The following is an 18699-nucleotide window of genomic DNA, read 5'->3' on the forward strand; positions in this document are numbered from 1 at the left end:
TACTCCAGTTAGAGTGCGATCAGGAAAAGGCCTTTCCGGCTCGATCGCACGACAAAACAAAACTCTCGATGTTCCGGCCCGGTTCAATCGGGCGCGGGCTCTAGGACGCCTGCGCCAATTCGTTGTGGCGGATGCAGGCAACGTGATGGTCGCCGCCGAGATGGTCGGCGGGCGGGACGATTTCGGCACACGCCGCGATGGCATGCGGGCAGCGGGTACGGAATACGCATCCCGATGGCGGGTTGATGGGGCTGGGAATGTCGCCGGCCAGCGGCACATGTTCGCGACGGCGCGTCGGATCGGGGATCGGCGCCGTGGCCAGCAGGGCTCGCGTATAGGGATGGCGGGGATTGGCATAGACCGCCCGCGAAGGTCCCCGTTCCATGACGCGCCCCAGATACATCACCACCACCTCGTCGCAGAGATATTCAACGACCGAGAGGTCATGGGCGATAAACAGCAGCGTCAGCCCCAGCCGTTTCTGCAGATCGCTCAAAAGGTTGAGCACCTGCGCCTGCACCGAGACGTCGAGCGCCGAAACCGGCTCGTCGGCCACCACGAATTCGGGCTCGACCGCAAGCGCCCGGGCAATCCCGATGCGCTGGCGCTGGCCGCCGGAAAACTCATGAGGAAACCGTCTGGCGTGCTCGGGGGCAAGTCCCACAAGCGTCAGGAGCTCTGCAACCCGCTCCTTGCGTTTTGCGCCCTTGGGGTAATTGCAGGCGTCGAGCGCCTCTCCAAGGATCGCCTCGATCCGCATGCGCGGGTTGAGCGAGGAGAACGGGTCCTGGAAAATGATCTGCATGCGCTGGCGATAGGCCCGCATGTCGCGCTCGGACAGCGCAAAGATATCGACGCCGTCGAACACCGCCTTGCCGCCGGTGGGCTCGATCAGTCGCAACAGGGTGCGTCCCGCCGTTGTCTTGCCGGACCCCGATTCGCCCACCAGCCCAACGGTCGTGCCGCGCTTGATCGAAAAGCTCACATCCTCGACAGCATGAACGGTCCTGCCGCCCCGTCCCGAAAAGCGTTTGACCAATGCCTCTATGATCAGGAGAGGGGCGACGGATTCCATTGCGAGAGTCATATTTCGGCACTCCTCAGGCAGCGTGACAGCCGATCAACGCCAGCGCTTTCGAGCTGCGGCGGTATCGTGCTGCAGGCCGATATCGCGTAGCGGCATCTTGGCTCGAACGCACAGCCCGGTGGCAGCGCCGTAATGGGCGGCACCGAGCCGGGAATGGAATAGAGCGCCTTGCGCTCCCCATCGGGGTTCAGATCGCGCTCCGCATTGGGCGTACAGGCCAGAAGTCCCTCGGTATAGGGATGCTTTTGCTTTTGAAACAGTTCGATGACCGGCGCCTGCTCCACGACGCGCCCGGCATACATCACAACCACCTCATGGGCGATTTCGGCCACAACCCCCAGATTGTGGGTGATGAACAGGATCGACATGCCGAACTGGGTCTGCAGCCGGCGCAACAGATCGAGAATTTGCGCCTGGATGGTGACGTCGAGCGCGGTTGTGGGCTCGTCGGCAATCAGCAGCGATGGGTTGCAGGCCAGCGCCATGGCGATCATTACCCTCTGGCGCATGCCGCCCGACATCTGGTGCGGGTAATCGTCGAGCCGGTTGGCCGCGTCGGGGATTTCCACGTGCCCGAGCATCTCAAGCGCCCGCTTGCGGGTCTCCTCGCGCCCGATATTTTCGTGCAGCGCGATCATTTCCCCGATCTGGTCACCCACCGTATAAAGCGGATTGAGACTGGTCATCGGCTCCTGAAAGATCATGGCGATCTCCCGGCCGCGCAGCTTGCGAAACCCGCGCGGCGAGGTTCTTGCCAGGTCGTGGACAGTTCCTTTGGAGTCCCGAAACAGCACGTCCCCGCTCTCGATTGCGCCCGGCCGGGACAAGAGCCCCATGATCGAAAGCGAGGTCACCGATTTTCCCGACCCGGACTCCCCCACGACAGCCAGCGTCTGGCCGCGCTTGAGGTCGAACGTCACCCCGTCCACGGCCTTGGCGGTCAACCGCTTGGTCGTAAACCAGGTGCGCAGATCGCGCACCGAAAGGATCGTGTCGGGAGCAAGCTCTCTCATCGCGCCCACCCGCAATGGGGGCAGTTGGCAAGCTGGGCGCCGGGCGCCGGCTGGTAGCGATGCGCCGCGATGGCCCGCGCCCCAAGGATGGCATGACGCGGCTCGAAAATCTCGTGCAGCGTCGATGTTATGCCCTTGGAATCCTTGACTTCGATATCGCTCTTTTCGAGGTCGAAGATCGTAAATTCCGCCGGCTTTCCCTTGGCCAGAAGGTTGGTGTGATCGCGTCGGATCGCCTTGCGCGGAGCGATGGTCGCTGCGTGGATCACCTGCTCGAACCCCATGCCCAGCGAGAGCAATTTCGACATGGTAGTGCCCATGTCCCAGACAGCGCCATCCATGGAGCGATTGTGCAGATCGGTCGAAATGGTCTGCGGCAGCATGTTCTTTTCGAGCGCCGCCTTGGCCACTTCGAACGAAAACGATGCCCCGCCATGCCCGACGTCGAGCACCACGCCGCGCGCCGCCGCATCCTCGACAAGGGTGTAAAGGTCCTCATCTTCGAGGATCGAGCCACCCACCTTGCCGTTGAAACAATGGGTGACGATGTCGCCTTCGGTCAGCAGCGAAAGAATATCATCGTAAAGCGGGGGCGGTTCGCCCACATGCACCATGATCGGCAGCTTGAGCACGCGCCCGAGCTTTTTGGCCAGCTTGACCGGCACCAGATCCCACCCGCCCGAAATCACCGCGCTGGCCCGGACCTTGAGCCCCACGATCACGTCGCGATTGGCCTCGACGGTCGCCGCGATCCGGTCGATATCGATCGAACGCATGTCCTGAAGCTCGGTCACCCGGTTGCAGGCAACAAGTCCGATCGAGCCGATATTTAAGAACGCATAGACATTTTCGAGCGCCGGCTCGATCATCAATTCGCGCAACCCATGAAAATTGGCTTCGCCCGCCGATCCGGCATCGACCATCGTGGTCACCCCGTGCCGGGCGCCGCACTGTTCGGGCCGGAGCGAAATATCGGTGCCGCCATACCAGATATGGGTGTGGATATCGGTCCAGCCCGCCGAAAGGTAACTGCCCCCGGCATCGAGGATTTCCGCATCGTCGGGCACGACAATGGTTGTTCCTGTCTCGATGATCTTTCCGTCTGTGCCGACAAGGATATCGATTGCCGAGGACGTAACCCCTGCAAAGTCGACAGGCTTTGCGTTGCGGATCAAAAGCGGCTTTTCGGCGGGAGAAAATTGATTGCCGATCATTTAGATGTCCTTTGCAAGACGGGGGTCGAGGAGGTCGCGCAAACCGTCGCCCAGAAGTTGGAGCGCCAGAACGGTGATGACGATTGCAAGGCCCGGATAAAACAGAAGCCAGCTTGCCGAATTCATGAACTGGCGGCCAGCCGAAATCATCGTGCCCCAGGTCGGGATATCGGGCGAAATGCCGACCCCGAGAAACGACAATCCGGCTTCGGCAAGAATGGCTTGCGCGAAAATGAAGGTGCCCTGCACCAGAAGCGGCGAGGTGACATTGCGCAAAACGTGCCGCACGAGGATAACCGGGGTCGGCACCGCCAGCGCGCGGGCCGCCTCCACATAGGGCAATTCCCGGATCACCAGCGTCGAGGCGCGCACCACCCGCGCCATGCGCGGCGCATAAACGATCCCCAATGCCAGAACCACATTGAACGCCGAGGCGCCCAGCGCCGCGACCAGCGCGATGGCCAAAAGGATATCGGGAAACGCCATCATCGCGTCGATCACTCGAGAGACCGGCGCGTCGGCCCTGCGGAAGAACCCGGCCACGAGCCCGAGCACGATGCCGATCAGCGAGGAGACGATAACAACCGAGAAAGCCACCGAAAGCGAGGTCTGCCCGGCATAGAGAACACGGGTCAGAATATCGCGGCCCAACTCGTCGGTGCCCAGCCAGAACTGGCTATTGGGCGCGGTCAACCGGTTGACGATCGAAAGCTGGCTCGGACTGTGCGGCGTAAGCAGCGGCGCAAAGATAGCGGCCAGCACGACCAGCGTTATGACGATCAGCCCGGCCGCAGCGGTGGGCCGTGCCAGAAGGCGGACCAAAAGATTGGGTGATTTGCCCTGTGCGGACGAAGCGAGCGCGGCCATCAGTACCTCACCCGTGGATCAACGAGCAGATAGAGCATGTCGATAGCGAAATTGACCAGCACATAGAGCCCGGCCACAATGAGCAGAGCACCCTGGATAACCGGGTAATCGCGCCGCAATACGGCCGAAACGATGAGGTTGCCAACACCGGGGAGCGCAAAAACCGTCTCGGTGACGATAGCACCCGAAATGAGCAGCGCCGCCGTCAGCCCGATAACAGTGAGAATGGGGATCAGCGCATTCTTGAGCGCATGACGGACAACGACCCGCCATTCGCTCATGCCCTTGGACCGTGCCGTACGCACATAATCATCGTTGAGCACGTCGAGCATCGAGGCGCGGGTAAAGCGCATGATCAGTGCCGAGGAGACGATCCCCAGCGTCGTGGCGGGCAGAACGAGGTGATAGAGTCTTTCGCCCAATGGCGAATAAGGCCCGCCATAACCCGAGGTCGGAAACCACCCAAGGCTCACCGCAAACGTCTGGATGAAGATCAGCCCCAGCCAGAAACTGGGAACCGAAGCGGCAAACATGGCAAGCGATGTCATGGCCTGATCGAACCACGAGCCGCGCCAATAGGCCGATGCGACACCGATCGGCAGCGCGATCGCCGTTGCAATGGCCAGCGAGAAGATGGTGAGGAAAAAGGTCGGCTCGGCCCGTAGCCACAAGGCCGTTGTCACCGGTTGGCCAAGAAAGATCGACTGGCCGAGATCGCCGCGAAAAATGCCCCCGACATAGGAGATGAACTGTTCGAGGATCGTGCCATCGAGCCCCAGCCGCTGGCGCAACGCCTCGATATCTGCTGCGGTGGCATCGGGGCCCAGCATGACCGCAGCCGGATCGCCGGGGGTTACCCGTACGATGATGAAGACAATTGTCACGACGATGGCCATCACCGTGAGCATGCCGATCAGTCTATTGAGCGCAGCGCCAAGCATGGGTCGACTTTCCAAAAAGGGGACGCGAAGGGAAGGATGGCCATGCCGGAAAGGACTGGCAATGGACTTGCTGGCCCTCCCTCCCTTCGATATTCCCCGGGGGCGCCGCCATTGTCCGGAGGACAGGCAATGCCGGCGCCCGCAGGGAGGATCGCTTATTCCTCGAGCCAGGCGTTCCAGAAATAGGGCCATGGCGCGGGGTTCATACCTTCGAGGGCCGGCGATTGAGCGGCAACGGCATTGAAATTGCCGACCTTGAACGCGGGCACTTCCTCATAGATCGCCTCTTGCACCGCCGCCCAGAGTTCAACGCGGGCGTCGGGGTCGGCTTCGGCGTTGAAGGCGCCCAGCGCTGCATGTTTGGCATCGGACACCCACCAGCCGGGCGAGGAATCCGACATGATGCCGGTTAGCGACGGTTCGGGCAGGAAGGGCGAGTGGGTGATATAGATGTCCCATAGCGCCGGATCGGTGCGCCGCTGAGTCAAGGTTGCCCATTCCACAACATCGAGCTGAACGTCGAACCCGGCCGCCTCGAGATAGGCCTCGGCCACCTGGGCCATCGTATAGTGAAACTCGTACTGGCGCGAGGTCAGGATACGCAGCGGCGAGCCGTCATAAGAAGAGTCCGCGAGCAACTGGCTGGCCAGTTCCGTATCGCCCATCGGCTTATAGGGTTCGGTGCCCGCTTCGGTATGCCAGACATACCCTTCAGGATACATCGCCCCATCGGCGGTAAAGAAGTCTTCCGATCCGAACGCGGCCAGCAGCATGTCCTGCGGCGCAAGGGCCGCCTGAATGGCCTTGCGCACGGCGATATCGGAGTTGACGCCTTCGGCCGTGTTCATGACGAACACCGGCCAGCCGAAGGGGGCCAGCATCACCGGTTCGGTATTGCCCGAGGCGATGCGGTCATAGGCCTCCACGGCGATGGAATCGATATAGTCGAACTGGCCCGCGACAGCGCCCTCGATACGGGTATTGGGATCGGGGACGGGAACGAACCGGATTTCATCGAGATATTGGTGGCGCGCACCGCCATAGCCGCTGGAATCCTCATCGCGCGATACGTAGTCATTAAACCGCGTAAGCTGGATATATTGGTCCGGGCGGCGTTCGGCCAGCTGATAGGGGCCGGTGCCGACGAAATCTTCCATGACGTCTTCGCCGGCGATTTCGGACGGAATGACGATGGCCGCCGAATTGTTGAGCGACAGCAGGGACAAAAGCGGTGCATAGGGCCCGCTCAGCGTGATCTGTACCGTGTAGTCGTCCACAGCTTCGACGCCCTCAACGGTTTCCGCCGTCTGCATGCCGCGGCTGGCGATGCGCAGCCAGCGTTCGAGCGAAGCGACAACATCCTCGGCGGTCATGTCCGAGCCATCGTGGAAGGTAACGCCCTCGCGCAGCGCGATTGTGTAAACCGTACCGTCTTCGGAAATTTCGGGCATGTCCGCTGCCAGCAGTGGCACGACGGCCCAATTGGCGTCGAACGTATAGAGCGTTTCAAACATATGCTGGGTGATGATGCCGACAAGATCGGCGGTCGAGGTCATGGGATCGAGGGTGGGCGGTTCACCAATGGTCGCCACGTCGATTGCGCCGCCCTCGGTTTGCGCCAGGGCGAAACTTGGCAATGAAATGCCGGCCAGGGCAGCGATGGCCGCTGCCTTGAGAAAAGTCTTCATAACGATGCTCCCTTTGTTCAATGATACATAGTTATGGAATACATATCATTGTTCTGTTATGAGAGCAGAGCTTTGACCCCACGTCAAGCCTATGGGTCCTTCGACCAGCGGAAGGCATATTTCATATTTACAAATGAATATATATTGATATGTTGGAACTAACGAACTTGCCGGAAATTTGATATTCGATGACCACTCACCGCAGCGATCCCACCCATAATCACGATCATTCCGCCCATCATCACGGCGATGGGCACCACAGCCATGCCCCCGAAGTCGGCGAGAACAACGAACGGGTGGTCCTTGTCGGGTTCGCTCTGACCGCTGGATTCATGGTGGCCGAGTTGATCGGTGGCATTCTGGCAGGCTCATTGGCGCTGGTGGCCGATGCCGGGCACATGCTGACCGACGCGGCGGCATTGGCGCTCGCCTGGGCGGGCTTTCGGTTCGGCCGCAAGCTTTCCGATTCCAAGCGTACCTTCGGCTATATGCGCCTTGAAGTGCTCGCCGGTTTCGTCAACGCCATCACGCTCTTCGCGCTCGTCGGCTGGATCACCTACGAAGCCATCCAGCGCCTGTTCATGCCCCATCCGGTTCTGGCCGGCCCGATGATGGTGGTCGCCGTTCTGGGACTGGTGGTCAATATCGCCGTGTTTTTCATGCTCAGGCAGGGCGACACCAGCCACGTCAACATTCGCGGCGCCTTGCTGCACGTCCTTGGCGATCTTCTGGGCTCGGTTGCGGCGATCGCTGCGGCCATCGTGATCTATTTCACCGGCTGGACGCCGATCGATCCGATCCTGTCGGTACTGCTCTCGGTCCTGATCCTGCGTGCTGCGTGGGCTCTTTTGCGCAATGCCGTGCAGATCCTGATGGAGGGAACGCCGGGCAACATCGAGATCGACGCGCTGCGCACCCATGTGCTCGAAACGGTGCCCGATATCGAAGACGTCTCTCACGTCCACGTCTGGTCCATTACCTCCGGTAAGCCCGCAGCAACAATGGAAGTCTCGCTCAAGGCCGGAGCTGACTACCGCACGATTTCAGAGCAGGTCAAAAAGACGCTTTCCCAGCGCTATGCCATCGGCCATGCCACCGTGGAAATCAATTGGGCAAACCACCCAAAGGACTGCCCCCTGTCGGCACCGACCCCTCACCACTGATCGATAGCAAAAAGGGCCGTCCCAATATCCGAACGGCCCTTTTCAATTATTGTGTTTGCGACCAGTACAACCGGGTCGGATTGTCGACGACAAGCCGCCGCAGGCTTTCGGGCGTCGGCGCGATGATCTTGAGCAGATCCACCAGTTCCCCGTCATCTGGCATATTGTTTCTGATATTGGGATGCGGCCAATCGGTGCCCCACAGCACGCGGTCGGGGAATTTCTCCACCAGCAACCGGCCATATTCGGCAGCGTCGTGGAATGGAGGTCCGGATCGCGAAAGCCGCTCCGAACCGCAAACCTTGACCCAGAAGCGCTCGTCTTCCATCAGCTCCAAAAGCAGTTGAAACGCCTGTTGCTCGACCCCGGCGCTGGCATCGATCCGCCCCATGTGATCGATCACCGTAACGATATCGAGATCCTTGAGGAACGGTGCCAAATCCGCCAGCCAATGGGAATCGAAGTGCACGACGATATGCCAGCCGAACGGCTTGATCTTGGCAACGATTTCACGGACGGCATCCTGGTCGGCGGCCTCGCCCAGATGCGCGACGAAATTGAACCGCACGCCCCGCACGCCGGCGTCGTGAAGCCCTTGAAGTTCCGTCTCGGTCACATCGCGTTCCACCATTGCGATGCCACGATAATTGCCATTGCCGGCGCTCAGCGCATCGACCATGGCCCTGTTGTCGGTCCCGTGGCAACTGGCCTGAACGACCACCGAGCGCGATAAGCCCAGATGCTTGTGGAGTGCAAACAGCTTCTCCTTCGGCGCGTCCTCCGGACGGTAGGTCGCGGAACTGGAATAGGGGAACACATCGCCGGGACCGAACACGTGGCAGTGGGCGTCGCACGCACCGTCGGGCAGAACCAGGTCGGGCGTTTTGGGCGACGGATGGGGAGGCAAGGACATGTATTGACGTCTCTTAGTTGGGTTGAACTTCAATGGCTGGCCGTGGTGTCGCCGTGACCATACGGAAGACCGTAAGGCCAACGATGCAGAGCCCCATGAGCCGCGCAACCAGCGTCGGCGCATCGGTCGCATCGACCGGAGTAGGCCAGCAGATCAGCAGCGTACCGGCCACCAGCGCTGCGCGCTCGAGCCAGGAAATGGGGCGGATCATCCAGCCGGCAAAGGCGATGGTAATCGAGGTAACAGCGACAGTGGCGAGGATGATCCCGAGCACGATCTGCAGCGGCGTTCCGATCATCAGGATCCCCGGCATTGTGACGAAAAGGAACGGCACCAGTAGCTTGACGAAGCCAAGCCGGATCGATTCCACGGCCGTTTCGTTTGCTCCTGCCCCCGAGATCGACGCCGCCGCATAGGCCGCGAGCGCAACCGGCGGGGTAATGGCCGAAACCAAACCGAAATAGAAGATGAACATATGCGCGGAAATCGCCGGCAGTCCGAGCCGGGTGAGCGCCGGAGCCACCAGAACCGCCAGCAGCAGATAGGCCGCCGATGTGGGCAGGCCCATGCCCAGAACGAAAGAGGCCAGCGCCGTCAGCAGCAGGATCGCCCAGATATTGCCCGCACCCACCTCCACGATGAGGCTCGAAAGCATCAGCCCCATGCCGGTGAGATTGAGAACGCCGATGACGATACCCGCGGCAGCAACGGCCGCAACAATGGGCAGCGTTGCGAAAAGCGTGTTGCGGCAGACGACCAGCAGACCGGTGATCCCGATCCGCGTATCCTTGTGCCAGGGGCTGATAAGCAGGGCAAAGCCGATGCAAAAGACTGCGGCCCGCGTCGGGGTCATCCCCATGAACAACAGCACGATGATGCCGATTAGCGGCAACAGCAGATAGCCGCGGGTCCTCAGCGTTTCGATGAGGAAGGTAAGGCCGCCCGTGGTATCGCGGGCAAGGTCCAGCTTGCCGGCCTCCAGCCGCACCGCGATCAGCAGCGCCAGGACATAGAGCAGTCCGGGCACGAGCGCCGCCAGCGCAATTGTCGAGTAGGGCACCCCGATAATTTCCGCCATCAGGAACGCCGCTGCCCCCATGACCGGCGGCAGGATCTGCCCCGCCGAAGACGCCGCCGCTTCGATAGCGCCAGCCAGGTTTGCCGAATAGCCGACCCGCTTCATCAGTGGGATGGTGAACGTGCCCGTCGTCACCACATTGGCGACGGCACTGCCGTTGATCGTGCCGACCAGCGTGCTCGATACGGCGGCCGACGGCCGATAGTCCCGGTCCGCCCTGGATGCGCCCGGTAATCCCGCGCGCCACATCGACGAACACCTCGCCGGTCCCGATCTGCATGAGCAACGTTCCCAGCAGGGCAAACAAGAAAATGTATTCGACCGCCACGCCCATCGGCGCACCAAAGAAGCCTTCGGTGGACAGGAACAATGTCGATGTCAGACGGGCGAGATCATAGCCGCCATGGCCGTATTTGCCGGGGATGAGATAGCCGAAATAGGCATAGAGAAGTGCGGTGACAGAAAGGATGAGCAATGCCCAGCCGAGGGTCTTGCGCACCAGTATGAGGGTGATGATCACCAGTGCGACGAACATCCACTCATCGATCTGGGTGGAGAGAGCGCCGCGCATGACGATGTCGAAATAGGAGTGCCAGAGATAGATCCCTGGCACCAGGGCGATGACCCCCAGAATATAGAAGATCACACGCGTGGGGACGAACCGTGTCTCCAGACTCACGGCCAGAAGGCCCGCCATTGCCACCATCGAATAGAACATCGAGCGCAGAACCAGGGCGGTGATGCCCCCGAAATAGGCGCCCCAGATGACGATGACGGTCACGCCGACGGCAAGCATGGTGTAGAGGAAGGAGGCGATGATCGCCTCCTTTTCGGTTCCATGCTCATTGGGCAGCGCAATTTTGCTGTAGAGTTGGGACAGGAACGACATGATCGAGGCTTTCCGTTACTGGGCCTGTTCGTCGAAATAGAGCTGAGCGCCCTGATGCAGGCCGATTGGAGTGTTGACGGCCGTTTCGACCTTGATGTTGGCCGCTTCGGGATGGACCTGCGCCAATTCGTCGAGATTGTCGAAGAGCGCTTTGGTGATGGCGTAGACCTGCTCGTCGCTCGCAAACTGGCTGGTAAAGATCGTCGCCGGATCGTTGATGACCATCACCGGCTCGTCTTGCCCCTCATAGGTGCCCGCAGGCATCTCGTAGGTCTGATAGAACGGATATTCGGCAATCATGGGTGCCACGGTTTCCTCGTCGATCGAGAGCAGCACCATGTCGCGCTGCGCACCCAGATCGATAAGCGCGGCGGTCGGAGCACCGGCCAGGACCACCGTTGCATCGAGCTGGCCGTTCATCAGAGCCGCTGTGCCTTCTGTGTAGGACAGAAACTGGGCGTTAGCCGGGTCAAAGACGCCATAGGCTTCCATGAGGCGCTGGACCAGAACAGCCGAATTGGACCCCGGAGGGCCAAGATTGATGCGCTTGCCCGCGAGCCCTTCCATGGTGGTGATGCCGGTATCGCTGGTGGTCGCGATCTGGAGAACGGCGGGATAGAGATAGGCCATTGCCGCCACCGGAAGCGCTTCCTCGAACGGGCCTTCGCCCACGCTGGCTTCATAGAGCGTCGAGGAGGACGAGAAGCCGAAGGTCATCTGGTCGGCCGCGACCCGGCGGATGTTTTCGACCGAGGCCCCGGTCACCTCGGCGCGTGCCGTTGTGTTGTCCATGTGCTGGTTGAGCACTTCGGCCATGCCGGCGCCGATGATGTAGAACAGGCCGCCCGTGCCGCCCGTACCGATGGAGACGCGCTCCTGGGCAAGAGCCGGCATGGCCAGAAGGCCGATCGCCAGGCCCGCGCCGGCGAGCAGTTGTTTAATGTTCATCGTGGAACCTCCCATAGAGATGAAGATCGGCCCTCAGGCCGCATGATGTGGCCGCGTTGCACGGCCCTTGGTGTCCAGAGAGCGGAAGCTGGCAAAGCTGGCCTCCACGATCTGGTTGACCGCAGTATCGCGGTCGTTTCCGTCCACCACACCGTCTGAAAGGCGGGTGACACGTTCGGGATTGATAAGCGCGTAATAGAGCGCGCCGAGCAGGAAATGGCTCCGCCAGACAAGGCCTTCGCGCTCCGCATTGGGCAGACAGTCGGCGATTGAGTCGAGAAAGGCGCGGCTGGTCGTATCGAACGCGCCGGCGATAATGGTGCGCGCATCCTCGTTGCCCTCGGCCGACAGAACGGCGCGCATGCGGGTGAATTCCACACCGCCGCCATCGAAATCCGAGGACGACGAAAAAGCCGGCAGCACATAGGCGCGCAGGATTGCCATGAGGCGCTCTTCGGGATCGTGGATGCGGCGGGCCTCGCCGAGCAATTCCATACGCCGGTTGTTCATCGGTTCGGTATGACGCTGATAGATTTCCCGCAGCAGCGCGGCCTTGGATCCGAAATGATAGGTCAGGCTCCCGACATTGGCGCCGGCGGCCTTGGCGATCTCGCGCAGCGATACGGCATTGTAGCCGTTCGACGAAAACAGCGTGACCGCAGCACTCAACAGCGCTTCGCGCACATTGCCTCGGGACAAACTGAATCTCCCCAGTTCGGACGTTGGTACGTCTTTCTTGTACAACTGTACAAATTCCTTGTGCGAGTCAACAAGAAATTGCCGCTGCCGGCTTTCTCCATATAAGCTCGAGCGCTTGCGGCGGACCTGATTTGCAGGCACTGCTGCGCAAGACGCCGGATCGGGAGGGGTAGCGATGCGCGTTGACTATCTTGGACTGGAAGCCTTCGTGGCGGTGGCCGAGTTGGGCAGTTTCTCGCGGGCCGCCCAACGGCTCAGTCTCACCCAGACCGCGCTGAGCCATCGCATCCGGAAGATCGAGGACGATCTGGGGACGCGACTGCTGATCCGCACGTCGCGGGAAGTTTCATTGACCATGGCTGGTCAGGCACTGCTGCCTCAGGTGCGCGGCAAGCTCGAAACCCTGGCCGAACTCTACGGCACCATCCGCGACAGTGGCCGAGAAGCCATGCGCAAGGTGGTCTTCGCTTCGGTTCCGACAATTGCCGGCTATTATCTGGCCGGTCTCATGCGGACCTTTTCCGAGGCCAACGAGGGGCTCAATATCATTTTGCTCGACCAGCCCGCAGCCGCGGTCGTCAGCACCGTGCAACGTGGCGAGGCCGAGTTCGGTATCACCATCACCGGTGCCACGCCCTGGGACGTGGAGACAGAATATCTGTGCACCGAGCCCTACGTCCTGTTGGTCAACCGACACCACCGTCTGGCGGGACGCCGGACAGTCCGGCGTGAAGATCTCCTTGGCGAGCCACTTGTCCGCATCCGCACACAGTCAACTAACCGCCAATTGATCGAGGAATCCCTGGGTAGCGTCAGCCGGCAACTCGACTGGCGCTTCGAGGTCCAGAACGCGGCAACGGCTATGAACCTCGTAGCCGCCGGGACGGCCATCACCGTCCTGCCGAGATTGACCATGTATCAGGCCCCCCACGAGCTGGTGGGCCTGGCTTTCGAGGATGTCGATCTTTCGCGTGCCGTCGTCGCCGTCACGCGCCGGGGCGTTCCGCTCTCGGGCGCGGCCGAAACCCTGCTTGCCCTGATCCGCAACCGGCTTTCCGACGTCGACACCTCTCAGGCGTAAGTGACCGGTGGGTGGGCCCGTCGGATGACGGGAGAAATCACCTGATCCGAAATCGGGAAATCCCAGATCGCCGCGCCACCCCTTCGGCGAAAGCCTTCGATCAAGGAGGGCAGGGCGGAAAGGTCGGTTATCGTTTCCCCGCCAATGCCGAAGCCCCGGGCGATCGAAGCGAAATCGGACCGCCCGAAGACCGCGCCCTCGTCCGAAAGTCCCTCGGCGCGCAACTTATGGATTTCCGAGCCATAGGCTCCATCGTTGAGGATGCAGATCAGGATGTTGAGGCCGTGACGGGCGATTGTCTCGATCTCCTGAATATGCATCATCAGGCTGCCATCGCCGTCGAAAAGCACCACGGTATCGTCTGGTCGTGCCGCAGCAACGCCCATGGCAAACGAGATGCCGTTGCCGATCGCGCCGAACTCGCGGATGGTCAGGAACCGGTGCTGCGGGCGCGAGGGCATCTGAGCGAAGAAATACGAACAATGCCCCGACGAATTGACCATCTCCCAATCGGGCGGCAGGTGGGTTTCGAGGGCTGCGACAACGGCGCGGGGATCGAGAAGATTGCCCGCTGCCGGGAAGTGTTCGGAATCGGGCGGGGTCTCCCGGATAAACCGCGCTGTTTCCTCATTGCGCCAATGGTTCAACCGCGCTTCGATCTTTTCATTGAGCGCCTCCACACCCAGTCGCGCATCGGCCCGGACATGGCTGTGCGCTGCGACGCGGCCCTGGCTTACGGTGACGGGATCGAGATCGATCTGCAGCACATGTGCGCTGCCGAAAAGTTTGCCGCCATCCGCGTTGTGATGCGCCAATATGGACCCAACGGCGATAATCAGGTCCGCCTCCGCCATGAGTTGACGGCCCGCCTCGGTCGAAAAGCCTCCGGCAACGCCGAGGCAGTAGGGGTCGTCGCAAAACAGACCACGCGCCGGAAGCGTTGTCGCCAGAAGGCCATCGCATTTTTCGGCAAGTTTCCTACATGCCTGGCCCGCGCCCGCCGATACGGCTCCCATGCCCGCCATGACAACGATTTTTTTGGCTCTGGCCACCCGATCTGCCGCTCGCGCGATATCGTCGGGATGCGGTGGAACCGGACCGACATCGGGTATCAGGGTCGCCGAAGGCGCGGGAAGGGCCATTTCGCCGGGCCAGTCGCGATCCTGCAGATCGAAAGGCACGCCCAAAACCACGGGTTTACCCGCCATGCGGGCATCCAGAAACGCATCGCGCACGGCCTCGGGCATCCGCTCGATATGGTGCAGGGAACGGTAGATGGCCCCCGTTGCGGTGATGAAGGGCGCCTGGTCGATCCCCTGATTGTACCAGCCTGACTTGAGGGGCGCTTCCCCGGCAAAGATCACCAGCGGCAGATTGGCCCGTACCGCAGCCGGCAGGGCCGTCATGAGCTGGGTTAGGCCCGGGCCGCAGGTGACGGTGGCGACACCGGTCTTTCCGCTTTTTCGCGCATAGGCCATCGCCGAGGCGACGGCGCAGTGCTCATGGCGAACATAGATCATGCGCACCCCCAGCGTGGAGAGCGTGGTCCCCCAGTTCATGTTGGCGTCGCCAAGCAGGGCAAAACAGGTATCCACGTCTTCCTGCACAAACGCCTTGGCGAGAACGTCATAGGTCTTGAGGGTCGTCATAGGTCGCTCATTTGCATGGATGTTGAAAAAGGGCTCGGGCACCTCCGCCGCGTCAAGCGGCGCGCGATCCCGTTTCGGCACGTTTGAATTCAAGGGGTCGGAGCGAACCGATGCCGCCTCCGCCCCCTTATCGCGTCGCTTTGCCGTTCATCTGAACGGCCATGGGAAATTGGTGTAAGCCTGCAGCATTCCGCCCGGAAAATCGCGGCCCAGAATATAAGCCAGCGCGAGGATGAAGCCGATCCCGCTCACCGAGAGAATGGCGGTCTTGAACCAGCTCACACCCGCCCGCAGGCGGAAGAACAGCGGCAGGAACAACGCAAGCGCGAGGATGAACCCGAACAGTCCCGTCAGAACCACGAGGCCCAGGAACCAGCCAAGTGTTCGCCACAGGCCATGGGGGGCGCCGCCATCGTCCTGCCCCCTTTCGTAATCGATGAACACATCGTCGCTCTCGGGCTTCAGCCGCATCCGGATCAGCAGCGCAATGCTGGCCAGAAGCGTGATCGAGCCCACGACCAGCGGGAAGACCTTGTCGCCCAGACGCGAGATCGACCAGGCATCGGCCACCGCGACAGCCAGGTAAGCCGTGATTGCCAGAAGGAAGATCAACGGCGCCCGTTTGGTGCCGGTGGGCGTCTCGAGGTTTTCCCTGATGTTTTTCGACTGTTTGATGCCGATGAAGATCGACGCAAGCGTAATTACCAAAAGCGTGATCGTGATCGGCGTGAAGATATATGCGAACCCCGTCTCAAGATCGCGCCGGAACCGTGCGCCGGCGATCTGGATCGCCGAATTGGTGAAGTTCTCGGCCTGATGGGCCAGGACGAACCCGATCAGGAAGGCCGGGCGCGAATAGTCGAACCGGCGCAAAAGGATGCCCAGCACCCCGATGATGACCAGCGTAATCAGATCGCCGATCGACTGTTGCGCCTGGAAGGCCGCAAATGTGATGACGAGCAGAAGGAAGGGCGCGAGCAGGGTAAATCGGATCGTTGTCAGGCGCGCGATCTGGCGGGAAGCGAGAATGCACAGCGCCGTGCCCATGACATTGGCGATGGCAAGCGACCACACGATCGTATAGGTCACATTGAGGTCCTGGCGCACCATATGCGGCCCGGGCGAAAGCCCCAGCAGGGCAAGACCACCCAAAAAAACCGCCATCGAGCCAGAGCCGGGAATGCCGAACATCAGCGTGGGAACCAGTCCACCGCCTTCCTTGGCGTTGTTCGAGGATTCCGGAGCAATGACTCCGCGAATGTCGCCCTTGCCGAAATTGTCGCGATTTTTTGCGCTCTGGACAGCATGACCATAGGCAATCCAGTCGACGACCGAACCGCCGAGACCGGGAATGACCCCGATCAGCACACCGATCGTCGCCGAGCGCAGCGAGAGCCAGCGATTGGTCCACCAGTCGCGTATGCCAGACATCCAGCCCGAACCCAGCGTTCCGGTCTTGGAGATTGGCCTGTCCTGGCGCAGCAGGGAAACGATTTCGGGAATGGCATAGACACCAAGCCCGACAATCACGAGTTGCAGACCGTCCACGAGATAGGGAATATCGTATGTCGTCATGCGCAGGCTGCCACCGGCGCCGGCCGCGCCGATCGTTCCCGCCATCAGGCCCAGCCCGCCAGCGACCACCCCCTTGAGTGGCAAGCGCCCTGCAAGAATGGCCACCATGGACATGCCCAGGAAGGTCATCATCATCATTTCGGGCAGCCCGAAGCTCAAAACGATCGGACGGGCGATGAAGATGAAAAATGTCAGGATAAGTGCGCCGAACAGTCCCCCGAACAACGATGAGACGAACGCCGCCGAAAGCGCGCGCGTCGCCTCTCCCTTTTTGGCGAGCGGAAATCCGTCGAGGACGGTGGCTTGAGACGCCGATGATCCGGGTATCCCCATGAGAACCGATGAAAACGTATCGGACGTCGGAATGACGGCAACAAGCCCCACCATCAACGCAAGCCCGGATACCGGATCCATGCCATAGACGAACGGCAGCACCAGCGAAAGTCCGGCAATGCCCCCAAGGCCCGGCAGCACGCCGACCGAAAGCCCCAAAAGGACGCCCGCCAGCATGAACATGAGTTGTTCGGGCCGAAGGACGAGGGCGAGAGCGTCGCCAAGCTGGGGCAACGCGGTTGAAAACATTTCCATGGCGGCCTCTTGTCGTCGCAGGCGATGGACAAAAAGAGCTCCCGGTCTCCCGGGAGCTCTCGTGACTTATTCCATGGTCACGCCATAGTGCTCGGCGAGCCAGTCGAGCACATATTGCTTGGCTTCATCCGGCACGGAGATAGCCGCCTCGTAAGCGCCCTGTCCGGCGGTGCGCGTGAGCTGGGGATAAACGCCAAGCTCGGCCTCGGCGAGTTCGAGGAAATCCTCCCGGCCCGTTATTTCCTCAAAGGCGGTGTAATACATTTCAACAACCTCCTCGGGAGCCGTTCCTGGCAGGAACACCATCTTTTGTGCCGCAAAGCCGGCAACGAAGAACGCCTTCCACGCATCCCATGCAACGCCCGAGGTTTCGCAGACCGCCGTCGCCTCGCACACTTCCTTAAAGCTCGGCAGATCGGGGAAGGTCGGGTCGCGAACGATATTGCCGGCGTCGTCGAGTGCGCCGAACGTAAAGGCGGGAACGGCAAGGCCCTGCTCGATCAGCGGCTCGACGTTCTGGATGTAAGCCGAAGACGTCTGATAATCGATATTGGCTTCGCCACGCTCGAACATCAGCCGGCCATCGCCACGTCCTTCGACGCCGAACACCGGCTCGACATCGAGCCCGAGCATCTTGAACGAGAGCAGCGGGACAAGGTCCAGTGTCGTTGCGCCCTGCGAGCCATAAATATAGAACTCGTCCTGTAAATCGTCGAAATCGCCATCGAAACGTTCGCCCAGATCGGGCGGCAGATAGACGACGCCACCGGTGCCTGAGGCCAGGACGGGCTGCCAGTCGCGATACTCGTAGCGTACGCGTGGATCGCCGAGCAGATAGGGAAACTGTGTGGAACCTGACGAGCCGAAGATGAGTGTGCCGTCATCGATGGTTTGTTCCTGGAACCAATTGGCGCCAGCCGTCGAGCCGGCCCCCGGCCGGTAGCGAACCACAGTGGTGGGATTTCCGGGCAGGTGCTCGCGCAGGAGCGGGGCAAAGAAGTTGGCCCATGCGGCCGAGCCGCCGGATTCTGAAAACGGTATGACAAACTCGACGGTTTTTCCCGAAAGGTCCTGAGCGCTGACAGGCATGGCGATTGTCACCATCAGGCCAAGCGCAACAGGTCCCAAGGCCTTGCGGCCCCGTGTGAGTGCTTTCATTTTTTCCTCCCGGTGCCCGGCTGGGTTGCAGGGACACGTATGGATTTGAAATTCTGCACGTCCCGGGCCGCGCCCCGGACGACAGGTTCGTCCTCCTCGACGAACCACGTCAGACTGACACGGCGGAAATCATTATAGAATTTATTTG

Annotated in this window: 15 protein-coding genes and 1 pseudogene; 2 read left to right on the forward strand and 14 right to left on the reverse strand. The window is 61.2% G+C overall.

The genetic code is table 11. The annotated features are described in order from the left end of the window. Positions 1–100: 100 nt before the first annotated feature. From KKY_RS18265 to KKY_RS18290, 6 genes are all read right to left on the reverse strand, one after another. Positions 101–1087, reverse strand: coding sequence for an ABC transporter ATP-binding protein (locus KKY_RS18265; protein ID WP_014132872.1), 987 nt, complete (start codon positions 1085–1087; stop codon positions 101–103). Beyond that, positions 1084–2100 (reverse strand): ABC transporter ATP-binding protein, encoded by a 1017-nt coding sequence (locus KKY_RS18270; RefSeq protein ID WP_014132873.1) that lies wholly within the window; start codon positions 2098–2100, stop codon positions 1084–1086. The genes KKY_RS18265 and KKY_RS18270 overlap by 4 nt, the downstream gene beginning before the upstream one ends. After that, positions 2097–3314 carry an amidohydrolase/deacetylase family metallohydrolase gene (locus KKY_RS18275; protein WP_014132874.1) on the reverse strand — a complete coding sequence of 406 codons (1218 nt, stop codon included), beginning with the start codon at positions 3312–3314 and terminating at the stop codon, positions 2097–2099. The genes KKY_RS18270 and KKY_RS18275 overlap by 4 nt, the downstream gene beginning before the upstream one ends. Then, a complete protein-coding gene (locus KKY_RS18280) occupies positions 3315–4181 on the reverse strand; it encodes an ABC transporter permease (RefSeq protein WP_014132875.1) in 867 nt (288 codons plus the stop codon). Further along, on the reverse strand, positions 4181–5122 hold the full coding sequence (locus KKY_RS18285; protein ID WP_014132876.1) for an ABC transporter permease: 942 nt from the start codon (positions 5120–5122) through the stop codon (positions 4181–4183). Before KKY_RS18285 ends, KKY_RS18280 begins: the two co-directional genes overlap by 1 nt. A gap of 155 nt (positions 5123–5277) precedes the next feature. Then, positions 5278–6810, reverse strand: a complete 1533-nt coding sequence (locus KKY_RS18290) for an ABC transporter substrate-binding protein (protein ID WP_014132877.1) — start codon at positions 6808–6810, stop codon at positions 5278–5280. Positions 6811–6998: 188 nt separating this feature from the next. Between KKY_RS18290 and KKY_RS18295 the strand changes: the two genes are divergently transcribed. Continuing rightward, a complete protein-coding gene (locus KKY_RS18295; protein WP_014132878.1) occupies positions 6999–7973 on the forward strand; it encodes a cation diffusion facilitator family transporter in 975 nt (324 codons plus the stop codon). A gap of 46 nt (positions 7974–8019) precedes the next feature. On the opposite strand, the gene KKY_RS18300 is transcribed toward KKY_RS18295, so the two are convergent. The 5 genes and pseudogenes from KKY_RS18300 to KKY_RS18315 form a co-directional block, all read right to left on the reverse strand. Beyond that, positions 8020–8886: an amidohydrolase family protein gene (locus tag KKY_RS18300; protein ID WP_041528895.1), complete on the reverse strand. Its 867-nt coding sequence runs from the start codon at positions 8884–8886 to the stop codon at positions 8020–8022. Positions 8887–8899: 13 nt separating this feature from the next. After that, the gene (locus KKY_RS18305; RefSeq protein ID WP_014132880.1) at positions 8900–10213 is read right to left on the reverse strand and encodes a TRAP transporter permease; all 1314 of its coding nucleotides are present in this window, start codon (positions 10211–10213) and stop codon (positions 8900–8902) included. A gap of 4 nt (positions 10214–10217) precedes the next feature. Then, positions 10218–10853: pseudogene (locus KKY_RS21045) on the reverse strand (hypothetical protein); the annotation flags it as partial. A gap of 15 nt (positions 10854–10868) precedes the next feature. Further along, positions 10869–11801 (reverse strand): TAXI family TRAP transporter solute-binding subunit, encoded by a 933-nt coding sequence (locus tag KKY_RS18310; RefSeq protein WP_014132881.1) that lies wholly within the window; start codon positions 11799–11801, stop codon positions 10869–10871. Between the two features lie 33 nt (positions 11802–11834). After that, positions 11835–12500, reverse strand: coding sequence for a TetR/AcrR family transcriptional regulator (locus KKY_RS18315; protein ID WP_139305134.1), 666 nt, complete (start codon positions 12498–12500; stop codon positions 11835–11837). 175 nt (positions 12501–12675) lie between these two features. Between KKY_RS18315 and KKY_RS18320 the strand changes: the two genes are divergently transcribed. Further along, a complete protein-coding gene (locus KKY_RS18320) occupies positions 12676–13581 on the forward strand; it encodes a LysR family transcriptional regulator (RefSeq protein WP_014132883.1) in 906 nt (301 codons plus the stop codon). Here KKY_RS18320 and KKY_RS18325 read toward each other — a convergent pair. From KKY_RS18325 to KKY_RS18335, 3 genes are all read right to left on the reverse strand, one after another. Further along, on the reverse strand, positions 13572–15230 hold the full coding sequence (locus KKY_RS18325; protein WP_014132884.1) for a thiamine pyrophosphate-binding protein: 1659 nt from the start codon (positions 15228–15230) through the stop codon (positions 13572–13574). The genes KKY_RS18320 and KKY_RS18325 overlap by 10 nt on opposite strands. 147 nt (positions 15231–15377) lie before the next feature. After that, positions 15378–17393, reverse strand: coding sequence for a tripartite tricarboxylate transporter permease (locus tag KKY_RS18330; RefSeq protein ID WP_014132885.1), 2016 nt, complete (start codon positions 17391–17393; stop codon positions 15378–15380). A gap of 66 nt (positions 17394–17459) precedes the next feature. Then, positions 17460–18551, reverse strand: coding sequence for a tricarboxylate transporter (locus KKY_RS18335; RefSeq protein WP_014132886.1), 1092 nt, complete (start codon positions 18549–18551; stop codon positions 17460–17462). Between the last annotated feature and the right edge of the window lie 148 nt (positions 18552–18699).

Origin of the sequence: Pelagibacterium halotolerans B2, from assembly GCF_000230555.1 — a bacterium.
Taxonomy (GTDB): Bacteria; Pseudomonadota; Alphaproteobacteria; order Rhizobiales; family Devosiaceae; genus Pelagibacterium; species Pelagibacterium halotolerans.